Source organism: Curtobacterium sp. B18 (genome assembly GCF_000333375.1).
Classification (GTDB): domain Bacteria; phylum Actinomycetota; class Actinomycetes; order Actinomycetales; family Microbacteriaceae; genus Curtobacterium.
In genome coordinates this window covers 1-20,943 of the sequence record NZ_BACZ01000164.1, presented here as the reverse complement: position 1 = coordinate 20,943, position 20,943 = coordinate 1, and the positions used below count along the sequence as shown (strand labels likewise).

At 70.8% G+C, this 20,943-nt stretch carries 15 protein-coding genes and 1 tRNA gene; 10 read left to right on the top strand and 6 right to left on the bottom strand.

Annotation, left to right across the window (positions count from 1 at the left end; translation table 11 throughout):
- Positions 1-69: 69 nt before the first annotated feature.
- From I5E_RS21165 to I5E_RS26875, 7 genes are all read left to right on the top strand, one after another.
- A complete protein-coding gene (locus I5E_RS21165) occupies positions 70-2,085 on the top strand; it encodes a type IV secretory system conjugative DNA transfer family protein (RefSeq protein ID WP_187290454.1) in 2,016 nt (671 codons plus the stop codon).
- 176 nt (positions 2,086-2,261) lie between these two features.
- Positions 2,262-3,017, top strand: coding sequence for a replication-relaxation family protein (locus I5E_RS04455; RefSeq protein WP_042723581.1), 756 nt, complete (start codon positions 2,262-2,264; stop codon positions 3,015-3,017).
- On the top strand, positions 3,014-3,991 hold the full coding sequence (locus I5E_RS04450; RefSeq protein ID WP_022905930.1) for a DNA-methyltransferase: 978 nt from the start codon (positions 3,014-3,016) through the stop codon (positions 3,989-3,991). The genes I5E_RS04455 and I5E_RS04450 overlap by 4 nt, the downstream gene beginning before the upstream one ends.
- A gap of 139 nt (positions 3,992-4,130) precedes the next feature.
- The gene (locus tag I5E_RS04445) at positions 4,131-4,394 is read left to right on the top strand and encodes a hypothetical protein (RefSeq protein WP_022905929.1); all 264 of its coding nucleotides are present in this window, start codon (positions 4,131-4,133) and stop codon (positions 4,392-4,394) included.
- Positions 4,395-4,562: 168 nt separating this feature from the next.
- On the top strand, positions 4,563-4,946 hold the full coding sequence (locus I5E_RS04440; protein ID WP_022905928.1) for a helix-turn-helix domain-containing protein: 384 nt from the start codon (positions 4,563-4,565) through the stop codon (positions 4,944-4,946).
- A gap of 28 nt (positions 4,947-4,974) precedes the next feature.
- Positions 4,975-5,619: an ImmA/IrrE family metallo-endopeptidase gene (locus I5E_RS23265; protein WP_083857858.1), complete on the top strand. Its 645-nt coding sequence runs from the start codon at positions 4,975-4,977 to the stop codon at positions 5,617-5,619.
- The gene (locus I5E_RS26875; RefSeq protein ID WP_369007686.1) at positions 5,616-7,448 is read left to right on the top strand and encodes a recombinase family protein; all 1,833 of its coding nucleotides are present in this window, start codon (positions 5,616-5,618) and stop codon (positions 7,446-7,448) included. The genes I5E_RS23265 and I5E_RS26875 overlap by 4 nt, the downstream gene beginning before the upstream one ends.
- Here the strand turns inward: I5E_RS26875 and I5E_RS04420 are convergent.
- The 3 genes from I5E_RS04420 to I5E_RS04410 form a co-directional block, all read right to left on the bottom strand.
- Positions 7,405-7,481, bottom strand: a tRNA-Met gene (locus I5E_RS04420). The genes I5E_RS26875 and I5E_RS04420 overlap by 44 nt on opposite strands.
- 65 nt (positions 7,482-7,546) lie before the next feature.
- On the bottom strand, positions 7,547-10,534 hold the full coding sequence (locus I5E_RS04415; RefSeq protein ID WP_022905926.1) for a UPF0182 family membrane protein: 2,988 nt from the start codon (positions 10,532-10,534) through the stop codon (positions 7,547-7,549).
- 240 nt (positions 10,535-10,774) lie between these two features.
- On the bottom strand, positions 10,775-11,884 hold the full coding sequence (locus I5E_RS04410; protein WP_022905925.1) for a YlbL family protein: 1,110 nt from the start codon (positions 11,882-11,884) through the stop codon (positions 10,775-10,777).
- 106 nt (positions 11,885-11,990) lie between these two features.
- Here I5E_RS04410 and I5E_RS04405 point away from each other — a divergent pair, with 106 nt between their 5' ends.
- Both I5E_RS04405 and I5E_RS24190 read left to right on the top strand, forming a co-directional pair.
- Positions 11,991-13,385, top strand: a complete 1,395-nt coding sequence (locus tag I5E_RS04405) for a zinc-dependent metalloprotease (protein WP_031261531.1) — start codon at positions 11,991-11,993, stop codon at positions 13,383-13,385.
- Positions 13,386-13,444: 59 nt separating this feature from the next.
- Positions 13,445-14,302, top strand: coding sequence for a hypothetical protein (locus I5E_RS24190; RefSeq protein WP_148286852.1), 858 nt, complete (start codon positions 13,445-13,447; stop codon positions 14,300-14,302).
- Here the strand turns inward: I5E_RS24190 and I5E_RS04395 are convergent.
- Together I5E_RS04395 and nudC are read right to left on the bottom strand one after the other, a co-directional pair.
- Entirely contained in the window at positions 14,193-15,956 is a 1,764-nt protein-coding gene (locus I5E_RS04395; RefSeq protein WP_022905922.1) for an ATP-dependent helicase, read from the bottom strand. The two genes, I5E_RS24190 and I5E_RS04395, sit on opposite strands and share 110 nt — an antisense overlap.
- A complete protein-coding gene (gene nudC / locus I5E_RS04390; RefSeq protein WP_022905921.1) occupies positions 15,953-16,888 on the bottom strand; it encodes an NAD(+) diphosphatase in 936 nt (311 codons plus the stop codon). The genes I5E_RS04395 and nudC overlap by 4 nt, the downstream gene beginning before the upstream one ends.
- Before the next feature lie 107 nt (positions 16,889-16,995).
- Between nudC and I5E_RS04385 the strand changes: the two genes are divergently transcribed.
- A complete protein-coding gene (locus I5E_RS04385) occupies positions 16,996-17,994 on the top strand; it encodes a phosphotransferase (RefSeq protein ID WP_022905920.1) in 999 nt (332 codons plus the stop codon).
- A 195-nt stretch (positions 17,995-18,189) separates the two neighbouring features.
- On the opposite strand, the gene I5E_RS04380 is transcribed toward I5E_RS04385, so the two are convergent.
- A partial coding sequence (locus I5E_RS04380; protein ID WP_022905919.1) for an ATP-dependent DNA helicase occupies positions 18,190-20,943 on the bottom strand: 2,754 nt, incomplete at its 5' end.

Here is a 20,943-nt window from a genome sequence, read left to right as displayed (position 1 = left end):
ACTAGCCGCGAGATCGTCTGGCTCGACCTCGACCTGACCACCCCGATGCGGACCGACCAGGTCCGGGCGGTGCTCGTCGCCATCCACGGCCTGGGCGGCAGCCCGTTCGTCACTCTCGAAGCGTGCGGGGCCAACCGCACGGTCACGTGGCGGCTCGGCTGCGACTACCGGGACCAGTCCCGCCTCCGCGATCTCATCCGCGCCCACGTTTCGGGCACCGAGCTGCCAGAGTCGGACGCGACGCGCGAGGTCCCGGACCGGGCCGCGCGGCTCCACTTCAAAGGGAGCGACCGCAGCGCCCTGCTCATCTCAGAACCCGACCTGACCGTGCGCACCCTGCTCGCGGCATTGTCCCGGGCAAACCGCGACGAGTCCGTCACGCTGCAGCTCACGCTCGGGGCGCGCCTCCGTCCGAGCAACCGGGCCGACGTCCTCCCGCAAAAGGAGCGCAAGCTGCTCGCCAAGTGGCGGGAACAGCGGTTCCTGATCGACGTGCGGATCGGGGCGAGCGCCAAGGACCCGGACCGGGCCCGCTCGCTCGTCAGTTCCGCCATCGCCGGACTGCGCCAGATCGAGGGGCCGGGCGTCCGGCTGATCGCGACCAAGACGTCCGGCGGCGGCTTCTATGCCGTCAGCCTGCCGTGGCTGTGGCCGAGCCAACTGACGCCGAGCGAACTGATCCCCATGACCGTGTGGCCGGTGGGCGAACCGCCCCTTCCCGGCGTCCCGAGTCCGCACCCGCGCCGCCTCTACGCGTCTCACGAGATCCCGGAGCGCGGCATGGTGCTCGGGGAATCCCTCGGGTCCAAGCCGCGCCCCGTCGCGCTGAAGCTCGAAGACGCCGGCCGGCACGTCCACCTGATCGGCCCGACCGGCGTCGGCAAGTCGACGCTGCTGGCCCGCATGGCCATCGCCACGGCCGAGCGGGGAGCGGGACTCGTCGTCATCGACCCCAAGGGCGACCTGACCGCCGACATCCTCGCCCGCATCCCGGCAGCCCGCCGAGACGACGTCGTGGTTCTCGACCCCCGCGACGAGGCGCCCGTCGGCATCGCCAGCCTGAGCGGCGATCCGGACCGCACGGCCGACGTGCTGCTGGGCGTCTTCCATTCGATTTACGCGGACAATTGGGGCATCCGCAGCGCCGACATCCTGCGCGGCGCGCTGCTCAGCCTGGCCCGCCGCGGCGACGCCTCGCTCGTCATGATCCCGACGCTGCTGACGAACCCCGGCTTCCGGCGCTCCGTCACGGCCCGGCTCGTCCGCGAGGACCCAATGGGTCTCGGGGCGTTCTGGGGCTGGTACGACGGCCTCAGCGAGCCGGAGCGCCAACAGGCGATCGGGCCCGTCCTCAACAAGCTGCGCGCCGTGCTGCTCCGTCCCGGGCATGCGCGCCACGCTCGGCCAGCGGTCGCCGCGCTTCGAGCTGAGCGACGTCTTCACGAAGAAGCGGATCCTGCTCGTCACCTCGCCAAGGGCCAGCTCGGCCCCGAAGCGTCGGTCCTGCTCGGCTCGGTCGTGGTCGGCTTGCTGTGGGACGCCATCGCCGCGAGAACCGACACTGATCCGTCGAAGCGCGCCCAGGCCGGCGTCTACGTCGACGAGGTCCAGGACTACCTGCGCCTCGACGACCTCCAGTCGGCGATCGTGCAGGCCCGCGGCCTCGGCGTCTCGCTCGGGCTCAGCCACCAGCACCTCGGACAGCTCGGCCCGAACCTGCGCGAAGCCCTGCTCGGCAACGTCGGCTCGCGCGTCATGTTCGGCCTGCAGCACAGGGATGCGGGCGAATTCGCCCGCATGAGCCGCGGCCAGCTGGAACCGGTCGACCTCGAAAGCCTGCCTGCCCACGAGGCGTACGCGTCGCTGCTCGTCGGCGGGACGGCCGCCCCGTGGGCCAGCATGCGGACGCTCCCGCTCGGTCCCGCCACGGGCGACCCGGACGCCCTGCGCGCCCGGTCCCGCGCCAACTACGGCGTTCCCGCGGCCGACACCGAAGCCGACCTCCGGGGCATCGCCGACCCGCCGCAGGCGGGTCCTGACGAGCGCATCGGCCGCACGCCGCGCCGACCGAAAGGCAGCTCATGAACGCGCCCTACGTCCCGGGTGACGGGCTGCCGGTCGGTCTTCCGCTCGGCTCACCGTCAGATCCGTCTTTTTCGCAGGTCAGAGGCGAACCGGATTCGCCAAGCGGGACGAATACTCCGCATCCTCCGGCTGCGGAGCCGAACCCGAAGCGGGTCAGCGCGAGCCGTCTCGCGTGGGTGGACGACCACCTGCCGGAGCGCGACCGCCAGGTGCTCGAGATCGTTGCTGCTCACCGCTACCTGACGACCCGCCAGCTTGAGAGGTTCGTCTTCACCGGTCACGCCAGCGAGGAGTCGGCGGCGCGCACGTCCCGCCGCGTGCTCGCCCGGCTCGAACGGCTGCAGCTCCTCGCTAGCCTCGGCCGCAGGGTCGGGGGCGTGCGGGCCGGAAGCAGCGCCACGGTCTGGCAGCTGACCAGCGCCAGCGCCCGGCTGCTTCGGGCGGACGGAGTCGGTTTCCGCCGTCACGACCCATCGCCGCGGTTCCTCCGCCACTGCCTGGCGGTGGCCGACGTCAACCTCTCGGTCCGCTCCCTCGCCGGTCCGGCCAGGTCCGTCGCCGTGCAGGTCGAGCCCGAGTCGTGGCGCCCGTACCTCGGTCCGGGCGGCGAACGGCGCACCCTGCAGCCGGACCTCGCCGCCGAACTCACCACCGACGAATACGAAGAGCGCTGGTTCCTCGAGGTCGATCTCGGCACCGAGAGCCTGCCGACTCTGCTGCGCCAGTGCGCCCAGTACGAGGCGTACCGGAACACCGGCACGGAGCAGGCGGAGCACGGCAGCTTCCCGGTCGTCTGGTGGATCCTCACCGAGGATCACCGGGCCGAACGTCTCACGTCGGCCATCCGCAGGGCGCCGCGCCTGACGCCCGCCCTCTACCGCGTGACGACGTTCGACCGGCTCCGGGTCGCGATCGAGGAGGCCGCATCGTGAAGCCGCTCCCTCGGAACGAGATCCTGACCGGCGACGCGCTTCAAACGCTCGGGACGCTGCCGGACGGTTCGGTCGACCAGATCGTCACCAGCCCGCCGTACTTCCGGCTGCGCGACTACGGCGCTCCGGGCCAGCTCGGCCTCGAGCCCTCCGTCGAGGACTGGGTGGCCGGCCTCCGCGGCGTCCTGCGCGAGTGCGCCCGGGTGCTCGTTCCGACGGGGACCATGTGGCTCAACCTCGGCGACACCTACAGCACGAAGCCCCGCGACGGCGGCCCGCGCAAGAGCCTCCTGTTCGGGCCGGAACGGCTGGCGCTCGCCCTGCTCGCCGACGGCTGGCTGATCCGCAACAAGATCGTCTGGGCGAAGACCAACACTGTGCCGACGAGCGTCCGCGACCGGTTCGCGACCAAGTACGAGGTCGTCTACCTGCTGGCCCGCAACCCGCGCTACTACTTCGACCTCGACCGCGTCCGCGTGCCGCACGTGTCCAGGCCGCCGAAACCGAGGATCCCGCAAGCCGGCGCGCGTCCGAGGAAAGCGCCCTGGCTCGGCCCGAACAGCGACGGGGACAAGGGACTGGCGCAGCTCCGCGATCGGGGACTGGTCGGGCATCCGCTCGGCAAGAACCCGGGCGACGTCTGGAGCATGGCCGTCAGCAACTACCGGGGCGCGCACTTCGCCACCTTCCCGGCGGCGCTTGCGCGGCGGATGATCGAGGCCGGCTGCCCCGAGTGGCGCTGCCAGCGATGCCGCGCCCCGTGGCGGTCGCCGCCGGACCGCACGCGTCGGCTTCCGCCCGAACCGACCTGTTCCTGCCTCGCGCCCCGCGAGCCGGGCATCGTGCTCGATCCCTTCATGGGAGCCGGAACAACGGCGCTCGCAGCAAGGGATTCGGGGCGCGACTGGATCGGCATCGAGTTGAATCCCGCATTCCGCGACCTCGCCGTCGACCGTCTCGACGGCGAGGCGTAGTCGGGGATGGCTTTCCCGGGAGCCCGCGGCGACTGACAGCGATCGTCCACACAGGACGTCCGGTCGCCGCGCCACCCCGAGGAGGTGGGTCGGTCTTGAAGGACCGACAGAAACGCCCTCAGAAAGGAGAAGAACCGCCATGAAGACCCTCGCCATCCGTCTGGAGGAGAAGACGCATGCGCGCCTGACGATCCTGTCGAAGCTGAGCGGGCAGTCCGTCACGGACACCATCCGCACGGCAATCGACGAGTATCTGAGCACGCTCGCGGCGCAGCCCGACATCGCGGCCAAGGCCCAGGCCCTGACCGACGAGATCGAGCGCGAAGCCGCCGAGCAGCGCAGCGCGATCCAGGCGCTGCTGAGCGCGAGCCCGGCACCCGCCCGGCGCGCAGGCAAGGCGTAGTTCGCTCCCGGCGGGGGCCAGTCAGAGCAATAGAGATGCTCGCTGGCTCCCGCCCTTTCCCATAAGGCGCGCCTTTGTTGTGGAATGCACAATAGGAGATGCATTTATGCATCGTCAGGTTTATAATCGAAATAGATCGGTCATGAAAACAAGGAGCACAACGAAGATATGCAGTCACAGAGCACCCCGTCGCTATCGGATGCCATTCGCAGCGCGCGATTGGAGAAAGGCATGTCCACGTACGAACTGGGCAGCCAAGTCGGCGTCAACCAGTCGAACATCGTCCGCATAGAGTCCGGCCACATCGCAGCGCCGAACCCGGCGCTGCTCAGCGCGATCGCCGAAGTCCTCGGACTCGACGTGGCCGACGTCTACGCGCTCGCCGGCTACACGCGTCCAAGCCAGCTGCCGACCTTCACGCCGTACCTACGCAGCAAGTTCGCGGACATGCCGGCCGAAGCCAGAGCGGAACTGGAGCAGTCCTTCCGCCTCCTCGCGGACAAGTACGGCTTCGACGCAGACGGCCCTGCGTCCGGCGAAGACGAAAACTAACCACGCCCTAAGACGAAAGGAGGCGCCCATGACCACGACATCATCACCATCTGTTCTCAGACGCCTCCGATCGCTCGTGCCGCGCCGCGCGGACGTCAGCTTCGACGAGGCCCTTCGCGTCAGCGAGCTCCAAGCGTCCTGTCTGATCGACATCGTTGGCGGCCCGGACCGCATCGACGCGACAGCTATTAGCGAATTGCCGCACGTCCGCGTCGTATCGGAGACGATCGCCGTATCCGGCATGAGCCTCTGGACGGGCCATCACTGGCTGATCGCGATCAAGAGCGACAACAGCCTCGCACACCAGCGTTTCACGCTGTTGCACCAGTTCAAGCACATCGTGGACCACGGCCACGCGGCGACTCTTTACCGTGGCAGCCCCGTCGCGACATCCACTGCCCAAGCTGAACGTGCCGCTGACTATTTCGCGGGCTGCGTGCTCGTGCCCAAACGTGAACTTGAAGCGCTTTGGGACGGCGGCTTACGGCAACCTCAGATGCTCGCCGCGCACTTCGGCGTCAGTGTCGACGCCATGCTCGTGCGCCTCGGTCAGGTCAAGCTCAACGCCGCCAACGACCGCCTGCCGCACGTACGCTGCGCTCATCCAGTCCGCTCCGCATTCACCGGCCCGACGCGAAGCCGCGTCGCACGATCACCAAGGTGCCCCGCATGAATTCGAAACCCGCCGGCGCGTTCGCGAGCAAGCCGCTTGCGGTTATGTACCTGCGCGTCAGCACGAAGGACCAGGCAGGCAGGGGCGGCGAGGCCGAAGGCTTCTCCATCCCAGCGCAGCGCGAAGCGTGCATGCGTAAGGCCGATGCGCTGGGCCTCCAGCTCGTCGATGAGTTCGTCGACGCGGGTGAAAGCGCGCGGTCGGCGAACCGTCCTGAACTCAAGCGGATGCTCAAGTACGTCGAAGAGCACCGCGTCGCCACGGTCATCGTGCACAAGGTCGACCGCCTGGCCCGCAACCGCGTGGACGACGTCGAGATCAACCTCGCACTGACCAAAGCAGGCGCCCAGCTCGTCAGCTGCACCGAGAACATCGACGAGACGCCGAGCGGCATGCTGCTGCACGGCATCATGAGTTCGATCGCCGAGTTCTATAGCCGCAACCTCGCGACCGAGTCCCGCAAGGGCATGCTCCAGAAAGCCAAGAACGGCGGCACCGTCAACGCGGTGCCGTTCGGTTATCTCAACGTCCACGCCCGGACGGCGGAGGGCCGCGACATGCGCACGGTGGCGCTCGATCCGGAACGCGCCGAGTGGGTGCCCTGGATTTTCGAGCGCTATGCGAGCGGGGACTGGACCGTCTCGATGATCCGGGACGAGCTCAACAAGCACGGCGTCACGACGCTGCCCCGGCCGAGCCGCCCGAGCGCTCCGATCGCCATCTCGCACGTCCACGCCATTTTGAAGAACCGGTACTACGTCGGCATCGTCAAGTACGAGGGCGTCGAGTACCCCGGCAAGCACCCCGCGCTGATCAGCGAAGAACTGTTCGCGCGCGCCAAGCAGGTGCGCGCGTCCCGCATCCAAAGCCGGGAGAAGCCGCGCGTCCATTCGCACTACCTGAAGGGCACGCTGTATTGCGGCCAGTGCGGCGAGCCGCTGACCTTCGAGCAGAGCCGCAACCGCGCCGGAAACCTCTATGACTACTTCTACTGCCTCGGCCGCCAGCGGCTCAAGAACGGGTGCACGTTCAAGGCGACGCAGGCGCACGTACTCGAAGCGTTGGTCGAGCGCCACTGGGACACGGTCACGCTGACGGACGCCCGCATCGCAGAGATCCGCCGCCTCGTGCTTTCGCACGTCGACACTCTGATGCCAAACCAGCAGCGCGAACAGGACCGGGCCCGCCGGGCCCTGAGGGAATTGGAGACGCAGCTCGACCGGCTCATGCAGGCCTATTACGCGGACGCCGTCCCGATGGACCGCCTGAAACGGGAGCAGATGCGCATCGCCGAGTCGCGAGCAGCTGCCGAAGCGACGATCTCGAAGCACTCCGCCGATCAGGATCTGATCCTCGAGAAGCTCGATTACCTGTGCGCGCTGCTCGTCGACGCGAGCCGCTACTACGCGAACGCGCCGGACACGAATCGGCGCGATCTCAACCAGAGCGTCTTCGACCGGCTCTACGTCGACGACGACGAGGTGACCGGCAGCGACGTGACCGAACCGTTCCGCCGGCTCCTGTCCGACTCGTTGGAACTGGATCTGGCACGCGACCGGAAACGGGTGCAATCGCCGCTCGTTAGAACCAACGACCTTCGAAACCGACAGGGGTCGCGCGATCTTCCGACAGAGGTGGCGACCGGTGCGACCGAGAAGTTCGCCCAGACCGCCGCGGACGGCATTTTGGGCCAGTACCTGACCTTGGAGCGCCCTCGGGGTCGCTTCCTCTGGGAAAGAAAGAACCTCGGCCCTTTGAAGGACCGAGGTTCTAACGATTATTTCTTGGTTGCGGGGGCAGGATTTGAACCTACGACCTCTGGGTTATGAGCCCAGCGAGCTACCGAACTGCTCCACCCCGCGGCACGTTTTACAGCCTACACGGGGCCGTGGCGGGGCACAAATCGAGCGCCCCGCCACGGTGTGTCTCAGTTCCCGCCCTCGGCCTCGGTCGCGGCCTGGATGGCCTCCTGCAGGCGCTGGTCCGCCTCGGCCGCAGCGACCAGGTCGTTCTCGGCGTAGGCGTCCTGACGGTCCTGCAGCGCCTGCTTGGCGTCGTTCAGGGCCTTCTGCAGCGCCTCGTTGTCGACCGTGCCGGAGCCGGTCGACGATCCCGAGCCGCTCGACGAACCAGAGCCGGAGTCCGACGAGCCCGAGCCGGAGTCGGACGAGCCGGAGCCCGACGACGAGCCGGAGCCGGACGACGCACCCTGGTCACCGGCCGACGCACCCGAGTCGCCGCCGAACAGGCTGTTGAGCGCCTCGTCGAGGGTGTCCTCGAACGCGATCTTGTCGCCGAAGGCCACGAGCACCTTCTGCAGCAGCGGGTACGAGCCGCTCGACGTCGACTGCACGTACACGGGCTGCACGTAGAGGAAGCCGCCACCGACCGGGAGCGTGAGCAGGTTGCCCTGCTTCACGGTCGAGTTCCCGCGCTTCAGGATGTTGAGCTCCTGCGACACGGTCGAGTCACCGTTGAAGAGGCTCTGCACCTGTCCGGGGCCCGGGATGTTGTCGGTCTTCGGCATCGTCAACAGCGTGAGCTTGCCGTAGCCGGACGCCTTCTTCCCCTCGCCCGCGCCACCCGCGTCGGAGTCCACCGCCAGGTACCCGGTGAGCACGTTGCGGTTGTTCGTCCCGGCGGACTGCTGCGGGATGTACGTCGTGTACAGGGAGTAGGCGGTCCCCTGCCCCGGCACCTTCATCGTGAGGTAGTACGGGTCCTGCAGGTTGCCCCTGGTCGTCGTCGTGGTGGTCGCCCCGAGCGCGTTCGTGCCCGTGTTGGTCGTGGTCGACGCGTCCGACGTGTCCGTCTCGTTCGTACCGGACGTCGGCTCCTGCGGCACGTTCCAGGCGTCGTCACCGGAGTAGAACGAGTTCGCGTTGGTGACGTGGTAGGTGCCGAGGATCGACCGCTGCACCTTGAACAGGTCGGTCGGGTACCGGACGTGGTCGAGCAGTTCCGCGCTCATCTTGGACACGGGCTGCATCGACGTCGGGAAGATCTTCTGCCACGTCTTGAGCACCGGGTCCTGGGTGTCCCACGCGTAGAGCGTCACCTTGCCGGTGTACGCGTCGACCGTGGCCTTGACCGAGTTGCGGATGTAGTTGACCTGGTCGGTCCGGTACGACGAGCTCTCGGCGCCGGCGATGGTGTCCGACAGGCTCTGGCTCTGCGAGTACGGGTACGCGTCGCTCGTCGTGTAGCCGTCGACGACCCACTGGATGCGGTGGTCGACGATCGCCGGGTACGCGTCGCTGTCGAGCGTCAGGTACGGCGCGACCTTCTGCACACGGGTGATCGGGTCGCGGTCGTAGAGGATCTGCGAGTCCTGGTTCACCGCGTTCGACAGCAGGATCTGCTCCGACTGGAACTTCGCCGCGTAGACGAGCCGGTTGAAGAAGTTCCCGAGGCTCGGGCCGCCGTTGCCGGCGTACGTCGTCGTGGCGTTGCCGCCGCTGTCGTCGTTCTCGTCCGAGCCGGACGGGTAGTCGAGCTCGACGTTCTTCGAGCCCTTCGGTGCACCGACGATCGAGTAGGCGGGCGACGTCTCACCGAAGTACACGCGCTGCTGGAAGTCGCCGAGGGCGCCGTTGGACGGGATCCCCGACTCGAGGAACACCGGCTTGCCGTCGCTCGCGCGCTGGTTGCCGTACGCCGCCGTCACGCCGTAGCCGTGCGTGTAGACGAACGCCCGGTTGTAGGGCGTGTTCGCCTGCGCGCTCAGTCCGTCGAGGTCGATGTCGCGCACCGCGATGACGGTGTCCTCGGTCTCGCCCTTGACGTCGTAGCGGTCGACGTCGAGCTCTTTCGGGAACTGGTAGTACTGCCGGTACTGCTGGAGCTGGCTGAAGGTGTCGGAGACGATCTTCGGGTCGATCAGGCGGATGTTCGCCGTCGTCTGGGCGTCCTGCGCGAGGGCACCGGAGCTCGCCTCGGTCGTCGCGTCGTAGTTCCGCTCCTGGACACCGGCGACACCGTAGGCATCACGGGTCGCCTTGATGTTCCGCTCGATGTACGCCGACTCGAAGGTGCGCTCAGAGGGCTTCACCTGCAGGCGCTGGACGATCCACGGGTAGATGCCACCGATCACGATCGCGGCGACGAGCAGCAGGCCCGTCCCGACGATCGAGATGCGCCAGCGACCGATGACGGCCGTCACGATGAACAGGATCGCCACGATCGCAGCGATGCCGGCCATGATCTCGCGACCCGGGATGACCGCGTTCACCTCGGTGTACTGGGCACCGGTGATGAGCGAGTTCGACTTCGTCAGGGCGGCGTACTGGTCGAGCCACAGGCTGACGGCCTGCAGCGCGACGTAGACGGCCGCCGTGACCGCGAGCTGGATGCGCGCGGCCTTCGAGATGCGGACCTCTCGCCCGCCGAAGCGCATCGCGCCGTACAGGTAGCAGGCGGCCAGGGCGGCCAGGCCGGCGATGAGCACGACGGCCGACGAGTACGCCACGATCGCGCGCCAGAACGGCAGTTCGAACACGTAGAAGCCGATGTCGAGCCCGAACTGCGGGTCGGTCTTGCCGAACGGCGTCCGGTTGAAGTACTCGAGCACCATGCTCCAGCGCCCCGCGGTCGAGAGTCCGGCGAAGATGCCGAGCACGACCGGGATGCCGATCATGACGGCACGACGCAGCGGCTCGATGACCTGCTGGTAGCGGTCGAGCTGCGAGTTGAGCTTCGCGTAGACCGGCCGGAACCGGAACGCGAGCGCGATGCTCGCGTACACCGGGACCGCCATCCCGAGGAAGCCGGCGAGGAACATCAGCGTCCCGGCGATCCACCTGGTGGTCAGGACCTGCTGGAAGCCGAGCTGCGCGAACCACGCGTAGTCGGTGTACAGGCTCGCGAAGATGAAGAAGGCGATCACCAGTGCGGCCAGCACGATGATCGTGACCACGATCGGGACCCGCGGCGAACGCCGCCCCGAGGTGGACGAGGTTGTCGTCACTTGATGTGCTCCAGACGTGTCGAACCGGCGGGCCCGGCGCGGCGGGCCGTCAGTGCATCGATCCTATGTGGCGCGAGCACCCCTGAAACTGTACGGCGACTCAGGAACGAGTGTCGCGCCTCCAGGCTGACCGCTCGGGAGGCACGGATCGCGTCGTCCGCGGACGTCGCCCGGAGCGCATGGCCGGGTCTAGGACGTGCAGCGCGCGAGCTTCGCGGTGCTCTTCCCGGAGGCGATCGTCTGCAGATCGGTGACCGCCTGGTCGAGGGTCGCAACCCGGTAGACGTCGAGCCCGTCCGGGACGTGACCGACCACCTCGTCGCAGTTGTCGGCCGGTGCGAGGAAGACGGTCGCGCCGGCGTCCTTCGCGCCGTACATCTTCTGGCGGATGCCGCCGATCGCACCGACCTCGCCGTCGGCGGTGATCGTGCCGGTCCCGGCGACGTGCTTCCCGCCGTTGAGCTTGCCCGGCGTGATCTCGTCGATGATCCCGAGTGCGAACATCATCCCGGCCGACGGGCCGCCGACGTCCTGGAGCTCGATGGAGACGCGGAACGGGAAGTCGTACTGCTCGGTCACGCCCACACCGATCAGGGCCGTGCCCTGCTCGGTCCGCGGCGTCAGCTCGACCGTCTTCTCGGTGCCGTCGCGTTCGACGACCACCGCCGCCGGGCCCGACGTGCCGTGCTTCGCGACCAGCTCACGGAGCGAGGTCGCGTCGGCGTTCTCGGTGAGCGAGGTCCCGTCGAACGACCGGATGACGTCCCCCTCGTCGATGACGCCGTCGGCCGCCGAGCCCTTCTGGACGGTGCCGACCTCGAGCTCGGTCGGCAGGCGGTACCCCTGGTGGATGAGCGCCGCGGCGACGGCGGACTGCTGCGACTGCTGCATGTCGGCCGTGTCCTGCTGGTTCACCTGGTCGGTGCTGACGCCCTCCGGGTAGATCGCGGACGCGGGGATCACCGCCTCGGACTTCGTGAAGAGGGCACGGATGACGCTCGTCCACGACGGTCGGTTCGTCGCGTCGCCCTGGATCCCGACGGTGAGCATGTCGAGCGCGCCGCCGGTCGGGTAGGTCGGGTGCCCGTCGATCTGGATGAGCTTGACCTGCTTGGCGTCCTTGCCCGTCCCCTGCTCCTGCGTGCCGATGGTGTTGTAGACCGGGCCGGGGACCTCGATGAGGTACGGGCTCGGCAGCAGGCTGGCGAGCAGCCCGAGGACGACGGCACCGATCACGAACGCCCAGCCGACGGTCCGGGAGCGCGGACGTCGGCGGGGTTCGGGGGCGAAGAGGGTCACGCAGCGTCCTTCCACGGTGGGCTGTTCGCCCTCGGCGCAGCGGTTCGGGCGTTCCCACGGGGGCGTCCCAGGCGCGGCCCCGTGAGCAGCGATTAGCGTAGTCGTCATGCCTGATGAACCGCAGCCGGGGCCGGACGACGACTTCCAGGAGATGCTCCGGAAGCTCCTGTCCGGCGAGGGCCAGATCGACCCGTCGCAGCTCGCCGGAGCCGCGGGGCTGCCGAACGACCCGGCCTTCGTCGCGAACCTGATGAGCCAGCTGCAGCGTGCCGCGCAGTCCGGCGGCGACGGCATCGACTTCTCGGTCGCCTCCGAGCGGGCCACCGCGATCGCCCGTGAGGGCGGCCACCCGGTCGACCCCGCGACCTCGCAGGCGGCCGACCAGGCGTTCCAGGTCGCCGCGCTCTGGCTGGACGAGGCCACCTCGGTCGCCGAGCTCACCGCGACGCCGAGCCTCTACACGCGCGAGCAGTGGGCGAAGGCGACCACCCCGGTGTGGGCGCAGATCGCCGAGCCCGTGGCGCTGAGCATCTCGAACGCGCTCACCGAGGCGATCGAGCAGCGCGCGCCGGAGCAGCTCAAGGCGATGCTCGGCGACGTCTCGAAGGCGATGCGCGGCGTCGGCGGCGCACTCTTCGCGATCCAGCTCGGCCAGGTCGTCGGGCAGCTCTCGAAGGAGGTCGTGTCCGGCGGCGACGTCGGCGTGCCGCTCCTCGACGAGCAGGTCGCCGCACTCCTGCCGCAGAACGTGGCCGAGTTCGCCGAGGGACTCGACGTCCCCGAGGACGAGGTCCGGATCTACCTGGCCGTCCGCGAGCTGGCACACGCCCGGCTCTTCCGCTCGGCCCGGTGGCTCCGGCTGCACATCATCTCGTCGATCACCGACTACGCCCGGGGCATCCACATCCCGTTCGACCGCGTCGAGGAGCTCGCCTCCGAGATCGACCCGACGAACCAGGAGCAGCTCCGCGACGCCCTCGCGTCCGGTGCCCTCATCCCGCCGCGCACCGACGAGCAGGAGGCCGCCCTCGCCCGCCTCGAGACGATGCTCGCGCTCGTCGAGGGCTGGGTCGACACCGTCACCGCCGCCGCCACCGAACGCCTGCCGAAGTCCGGCGCGATCGCCGAGATGGTCCGCCGCCGTCGTGCGGCAGGCGGGCCGGCCGAGTCCGCGTTCGCCACGCTCGTCGGGCTCGAACTCCGGCCCCGTCGCCTCCGCGAAGCCGCCGCGATGTGGCAGCGCGTCACCGACGAGCTCGGCACCGAGCAGCGCGACGCCCTCTGGTCGCACTTCGACGCCGTCCCCACCTCCGAGGACATCGACGCGCCCGACGCCTTCGTCGCCCGGCTCCGGAACCCCGGCCGGTCCGCCGAGGACGACGAGTTCGACAAAGCGCTCGAGGACCTCCTCAACGACACCACCGGCGACCGTCCGCGCGAGGACGAGGACGGCAACGTCGAGGACGGCCCCGCCGACGACCGCGGCGACGCTCCGAAGTAGTTCTCCACAGATCCGCCGCCCCTCCCCCACGCCCGGGCCCCGTCCGCCAGCGTGGGGGCATGGGCATCCGCATCGATCCGTCCCTCGAGTTCGTCTGGCGCGACCCGACCACCGTCCAGCTCGGGGTCGACCCGCCGCGCGCCGTCGTGCCGGTCCCGAGCACGGCCGAGGAACGCTTCCTGTGCGCACTCCGACGCGAGACCGGTCGGGACGCGCTCTCCGGGGTCGCCGCGGCGAGCGGCTGCCCACCCGGTCTCGCCGCACGCGTCCTCGGGGACGCCTCACCGGCGGTCGTGGACGTCCTCCCCGAGCCGCTCGCGCGCGTCGAGGTGCACGGCACCGGCGCGCTGCCCGACGCGGTCGCCGAACTGCTCTCGGGCGAAGGCGTCACGATCGTGCGCACCACTGCGCCGCGTGGTGGACCGGTGACCGTCCCCGACCCGGATCCCCAGCTCGCCGTGGTGGTGGCCGACCACGTCGTCGACCCGGCGGTCCGCGCGGCCTGGACCCGGCGGGGCACCGCCCACCTGCCGGTCGTCGTCGGGGACGGACGCGTGCGCCTCGGGCCGTTCGTCGTCCCGGGTGCCGGGCCGTGCCTCCAGTGCGTCGAGTACGCGCGCGTCGACGACGACCAGTGCTGGCCGGCCATCGCGGCGCAGGTGTGGGGCCGCCCCGCGGCACCGCTCTCGCCCTACCGGATCGCAGCGGTCGCGGCGGCGACGACCCGGATGCTCCTCGAACGGCTCCCGTCCCGGACCCAGCACCCCGGTCCGGACCAGCTCGTCTTCGACCGCGACGACCTGTCGGTCAGTCGGCAGCCGGTGACGTTCCATCCGCGGTGTTCGTGCCGAGCGCTGCCAGGAAGCGACTCGCCACCCGGGCTCCCCCACGCGTGGACCCCTGTCGCGACCACGTGAGGGTCACCGAACGGCGGGCACGGGTGAGCCCGACGTAGAAGAGCCGGCGTTCCTCGTCGACCTCGTCGTCGGTGGTGGCGTACGAGATGGGGAGCAGCCCCTCGGCCACGCCGATCACCACGACGTGCGGCCACTCGAGGCCCTTCGACGAGTGCAGCGTGGCGAGGGTCACCGCGTCGAGCTCCGGCTCGTGGTGCGTCGCCGCACGGTCGACCAGGTCCTGCGTGAACTGCTGCATCGTCGTGCCGGCGGGCGCGTCCTCGGCGAGGCCCATGATCGCCTGCAGTGCCTCCCACTGCTCGCGCACCGCACCCGTGCCCTCCGGGGGCGTCGGCGTCCACCCGCTCACCTGGAGCACGAGGCCGACCCGCCGGGTGAGCTCGTCGTCGGTCTGTCGGACGGCCTCGCCCCGCATGTGGTGCACCGCCAGCTTGACCTCGGGTCGGTCGAAGAACCGGGTGCCGCCCTGCACCCGGTACGGGATGCCCGCGCGCCCGAGCGCCGACTCGATCGCGGCGGCCTGGGCACCCAGACGGTAGAGCACCGCGACGTCCCCGTAGGACGCGGGCGAGGCCGGGTCGGCGACGAGCGCGGCGATCGTGCGCGCGACCGTCTGGGCTTCGTCGCCGTCGTGCACGCACGCCAGGACCTCGGGCCGCGGGCCCGGCTCGGTGTGCTGCGCGACGAGGTCGAGGGCCCCTGGCTGCCCGCGCATGAGCGCGTTCGCGGCGTGCACGACCTCGCGCGTGGACCGGTAGTTCCGCTCGAGCCGCAGCACGGACCCGCGGGGGAACTCGGAACCGAAGCCGAGCAGGTACCGGCTCGACGCCCCCGCGAACGAGTAGATGGTCTGGCTGGCGTCGCCGACCACGCAGACGTCGTCCCGGCCGCCGAGCCAGGCCCGGAGCAGGTCGTGCTGCACGGGCGAGACGTCCTGGTACTCGTCGACCACGAAGAACCGGTACTGCTGCCGGACGTAGGACGCCACCCGGGGTTCGGACTCCACCATGCCGAGCGTGGCGAGCAGGACGTCCTCGAAGTCGAGCTGTCGACGGTCGTCCTTCAGCTGCTCGTAGGCGCGCATGAGGTCGAGGACGCGACGCGGCGCGGTGTCCCGGGGCATCACCCGGTCGGCGGCGGCGGCCTCGTACTCGTCGTAGGAGAGCATCTGGACCTTGCGCCACTCGACCTCGCCGGCCAGGTCGCGGAGCGTCGGGGTGTCCACCTGCAGCCCCACCGAGTCGGCCGCGTGCGCGATCATGCGGCCCTTGGACTCGACGATCTTCGGCGCGTGGCCGCCGACCGTGTCCGGCCAGAAGTAGCTGAGCTGTGCCATCGCGGCCGCGTGGAACGTGCGGGCCTGCACGGTCCCCGCACCGAGGGACCGCAGCCGCGATCGCAGCTCGCCGGCCGCCCGGGTCGTGAACGTCAGCGCGAGGACGTGGTTCGGCGCGTAGGTGCCGGTCGCGACGCCGTAGGCGATCCGGTGTGTGATCGCCCGGGTCTTGCCGGTGCCGGCACCGGCCAGCACGGCGACCGGCCCGAGCAGGGTGCGGGCGACGGTGCGCTGTTCGGCGTCGAGGGCGGCGAGGAGCTCGTCGGGCGACGGCGGACGGAGCGGCTCGGCGGAGGCCCCGGCGGCGGTCCCGCTCACGGCAGGTCCAGCGGCCCGCCGTACCACTCTTCGATGATGGCGCGGGCGATCGACGTCTTCCCCGGCAGGAGCAGGGTGTCGCCGGCGCGCTCGCGGATCTCGTCGCGCGAGAACCACCGGACGTCCAGGATCTCGACGCCGTCCGGTCGAGCGGTCGTCGGGTCGCCGTCCACCGCGCGGGCACGGAACCCGAGCATGAGCGAGGCCGGGAACGGCCACGGCTGGGACCCCAGGTACTCGGGCTCCTCGACGCGGACGCCCGACTCTTCCCAGACCTCGCGCCGGACGGCGTCCTCGAGGGACTCCCCCGGCTCGACGAAGCCCGCGAGGAGCGAGTACCGGTCGGCGTCCCACGCGGCGTTCGAGCCGAGCAGGATCCGGTCGTCGGCGTCGGTGACCCCGACGATGATCGCCGCGTCGGTGCGCGGGAAGTGCTCGTGCCCCTCGGGGTCCCGGCGGACCCAGCCGCCGGTGACGACGTCGGTCGCGGACCCGGTGCGGGGTGAGAAGCCGTGCACCGCGTGCCAGTTCGCCATCGCCACGGCCTCGACCGCGAGGCCCTGGTCGCGCGGCGAGAGCTCGGTCCCGAACATCCGGAGGCTCGCCCACGCGTCGTCGTCGGGTTCGATCGCGGCCGCGGCGCCGGCGTCGAGGAACGCGGCGACGAACCGGGTGCCGGCCGGCGCATCGGGTGCGTCGGACACGGCGCGGCCGAGGTACAGCGTCACGGCGTCGTGCGGCACGGCGTCGGCGGACACGAAGCGCAGCGTGTCGTCGCCGTTCCGCAGCAGCTCCGAGCCGCGGACGGGCAGGTAGCGGGTCGACGGGTCGTGCCGGAGCACGCGGTCGAGGTCGTCCGTCGCGCGGAACTCCGCGTCGCGGTCGAGGTCGTTGCGGGAGAGCGGCAGCCGGGCGGCGAACTCGACGGTCACGGCAGGGGGCTCCTCGGGTCGGGTCGGGTCGGTGTGCGGGAGCCCGGGCTGTCGCAGGCCAGCGTGGCGCACGCTCGACCACCGGCTGCGGACCTACCCTGAGGGGCATGGCGGGATCCCAGTTCACTCTAGCCGCGTTGGCGACCACGGCCGTCTCCGGCCTCGTCGTCACGGGCACGCGCACGCTCGGCTCGGCGGCGTCCGGGGACTACGAATCAGCCGTCCTCCGCGACGTCGACGGCGCCTGGTCGGCGATCCGTCGTCCGCGCAACCAGCGGGCCGAGGCACGGCAGTCCGCCGATCTCGTCGCGATCCGGGCGCTGAGCGCCGGGATCCGCACGCGCCTCCCGTTCGGTGTCGCCGAGTACCGCGGCCAGGCACCCATCGGGTCGACCCGCGCCATCGTCACCTCGTACCTGCCCGGTACGCACCCGACGCTGCAGGACCTCGTCGACCGGCCGGAGCTCGCCACCAGCGTCGGCCGCGCGGTCGCCGCCGTCCACCAGCTCCCGACGAGCTTCGTCACCGACGCCGGCCTGCCGTCGCTCACCCCCTTCGAGGGGCTGCGCTCGGCGGTCTCCGTGATGGATCGGGCGGTCGCCACGAAGCTCGTGCCGGCAGCGCTCAAGGAACGCTGGGAGGGTGCCGCGCGCGACCAGCAGCTGTGGCAGTTCACCCCGACCGTCGTGCACGGTTCGCTCGGGACCGAGACGATCCTCGTCGAGGGCGACGACGTCTCCGGGGTCATCGACTGGGGCGAGCTGCGACTCGGCGACCCGGCGAAGGACCTCGCGTGGGTGCTCGCGGGACGGGCGCAGGCCTTCGACACCGTCCTCAGCGCCTACGAGGCGAACGGCGGCGGCCGCGACCGGCAGCTCGCCCAGCGCGCCCGGGTCCACCACGAGCTCGAGACGGCCCAGTGGCTGCTGCACGGCGTGCAGGTGAAGAGCACCGAGGTCGTCGACGACGCCGTCGCGATGATGCACCGCCTGGTCGACGCCGTCCAGACGCCGAGTGCGGCACCGCTGCAGTCGGTCTCACCCGAGACGATGGAGATCGGCGAGGTCGAGCAGCTGCTCTCGTCGACCGAGCGCCGACACGGCTGACACCGGCCTGCTCCGCCGACGCGCGTCGGCCCTGGAGGCGCGGCTCGTCTCCGCCCCGTCGCCGGCGGTCCGACGCGGCGCGAGTCCGGATCGAACCACGGTTCCGACATCGAACCAGCGTCCGCGCGTAGTTCGACGTCGGATTCGTGGTTCGACGTGCAGGCCGGCGTCGGCGCGGCCGGCCGGCGGCGGGCGTCAGCCGACCGCGTCGCGCCAGGCGCGCTCGAGCCCGGCACGGTCGAGCAGTTCCCGCGGCCGGACCTCGAGGTCGTCGGCCACGAAGTAGAACACGGCGTCGACCTCGTCGATCGGACGCCCGGTGAACTCGGCGTAGGCGACCCGGTACAGCGCGAGTTGCAGCTGCCGCTTCGCCAGGTCGTCCTCGCCCGTCGGTGCCTTGCCGGTCTTCCAGTCGACGACCTCGGCCCGCCCGTCGATCTCGTACACCGCGTCGAGCTTGCAGACGACGCTGTGGCCGAGGAACGGGATGTGGATCTCACGCTCGACCTCGACCGGGGTCAGTGCCGCCCAGCGGGACCGGGCGAAGGTCGCCTGGAAGTCGGCGAGCCGCCGGGCGTCGTCGTCGGTGACCACGGCGTCAGGCGAGGCGTCGACCACGTCGTCCCCGTCGAGGTCGAGCTCGTCCGGCCAGGCGTCGAGCGTCTCGAGCGACCCGCCTCTGCGAGCGCGCTGCTCGACCCACTGGTGGAACAGGGTGCCGAGTCGCGTCGCCCGGTACGGCCGTTCCGGCATGGGCCGGCGCAGCCGCTCGGCGACGGCGTCGGGTTCGGCGAGGTAGTCCTTGAAGCCGGACGCCGGGACGCGGTGCGGGACGACCACCCGGTGCCGGGCCGTCCGGTTCGCGGCGCGCTCGGCGAGCAGCAGGTCGATGTCGGCGCTGAAGCGTCCGGCAGCCCCGGGGTTCGCGTTCCGCACGCGCTCGGCGGCAGCGACGACCCGGGCGGCTCGGTGCCCGAACGGCACGTGCGGCCAGGACTGCGTGGCACCGGCGTCGCCGAGCGGGTTCTCCTCGTGCTCGGTCGTCTCGGGGACGGCGGCGGCGTCCACCACACCGGCGTCGACGAGGTCGCGCAGGTACCGGCTCGGCTCGGTGGGACGGACCCCGCCCGCCCAGAACGACCCGGAGACGAGCAGGTCGTGCTTCGCCCGGGTGAGCGCGACGTAGGTGAGACGCCGTTCCTCGTCCTCGTTGCGGGCCTTCACCTGCTCCTTGTAGGCGTCGATCGCGAGCGTGACGTCCTTCTGCGTGTCGTGCCCCCGCCAGTCGAGCCGCGGCAGTTCGTCGGCGTCGCCGCGGAACTCGTACGGCAGCCGGCCGAAGCCGATCCACCCGGACGAGCCCTCCTGTGGGCGGGCGGGGAGCGCGCCCTCGACCAGCCGCGGGACCGCGACGGCGTCCCACTCGAGGCCCTTCGACCCGTGGATCGTCAGGATCTGCACGGTGCCGGCCTCGGGCTCCTCGGAGCGCGGGCCCATGTCGTCGCGCCGGGCAGCGGCGTCGATCCACCCGAGGAACGCACCGAGGTCGGCCCGGTCGTCCGTCGTCACGAAGCCGGCGAGCTCGTCGATGAAGGCGTCGAGGAATGCGCCGCTGCCCTGCTCGTGCGCGGCGACCTCGATGTCGAGCCGCATCTCCTGCACGACGAGCGTGACGAAGTCGACGAGGTCGCCGCTCGCCCGGGACCGCAGCGCCTGCAGCTGCCGGCCGAGCGCGCGCATGCGGCGACGACCGGTCTCGCTGATGTCGGACAGTGCACCGTGCTCGTCGGGGGCCGTCGCGACGAAGTCGAGGGCGTCGACGATCGACCCGTGCTCCCCCGCGGCGACGGATGCGCGGAACGCCGCCGTGACGTCGTCGTCGAGTCGCTGCTGGGTGTGGTCGCGGCCGAACAACCAGCGAGCGAGGGCGTGCAGGGCGACGATGTCCGCGGCGCCGATCCGCCACCGTGCCCCGGCGAGGAGCCGGATGAGGTCGTTGCCCGCGGCGGGGTCGTGCAGCACGCGGAGGCACGCGACGAGGTCGACGATCTCCGGGCGCTGCAGGAGCCCGCCGGTGCCGAGCACGTGGAACGGCACCCGACGGTCGCCGAGGGCGGCGGTGAACGCGGCGAGGTCCTTCCGGGACCGCAGCAGCAGCGCCATCGAGCCCGTCGGGTCGGCGGCACGGCGCTCGGCGAACCACCCGGCGACCGCGGCGGCCTCGTCCGGCAGGGTCTCGGGGAAGACGGCGCGGACCGTCCCGGCGTCCGCACCGGGTCGGGGCACGAGGCGCTCGACGTCGACCTCGGACGCCTCGGACAGCGGCGCCACGACGGCGTTCGCACCGGCGAGGACGTCGACCGGGTTCCGCCAGCTCGTCGAGAGCGCGAAGGTGACGGGCCGGACGGCGTCGCCACCCGGCTCGGCCGCAGCACCGAAGTCCCGCGGGAACCGGGCGAGGTTCGCCGCACTCGCACCACGGAACCCGTAGATCGACTGGTGCGGGTCGCCCACCGCCATCACGGGGTGCCCGCGGAACAGCCGGGCGAGGAACCGGGTCTGCACCACCGAGGTGTCCTGGTACTCGTCGAGCAGCACCACGCCGTACCGCTGCCGCAGGTCGGTGACGACCCGGGGCGCCGACTCGGCCGCGGCGAGCGCGAGGGCGATCTGGTCGGAGAACTCCACGAAGCCCCGGTCGACCTTCTGCCGGCGGAACTCCTCGACCAGGTCGACGAGGGGTTCGAGCGCACCGATCGCGGCGACGGCGTCGGTGATCGCCTTGTACGCTCCGCCGCGGCCGTTCCCCGGCAGCTCGAGCAGCCCGGCGAACTCGGTCGCGAAGCGCCGCAGTCGCTCGGGCTCGACGAGGTGCTCGGACACCGCCCCGGCGAGCGCCACGACGGCCGCGGTCACGGTGTCGACGTCGCGGTCGAGGCCGGACAGCCG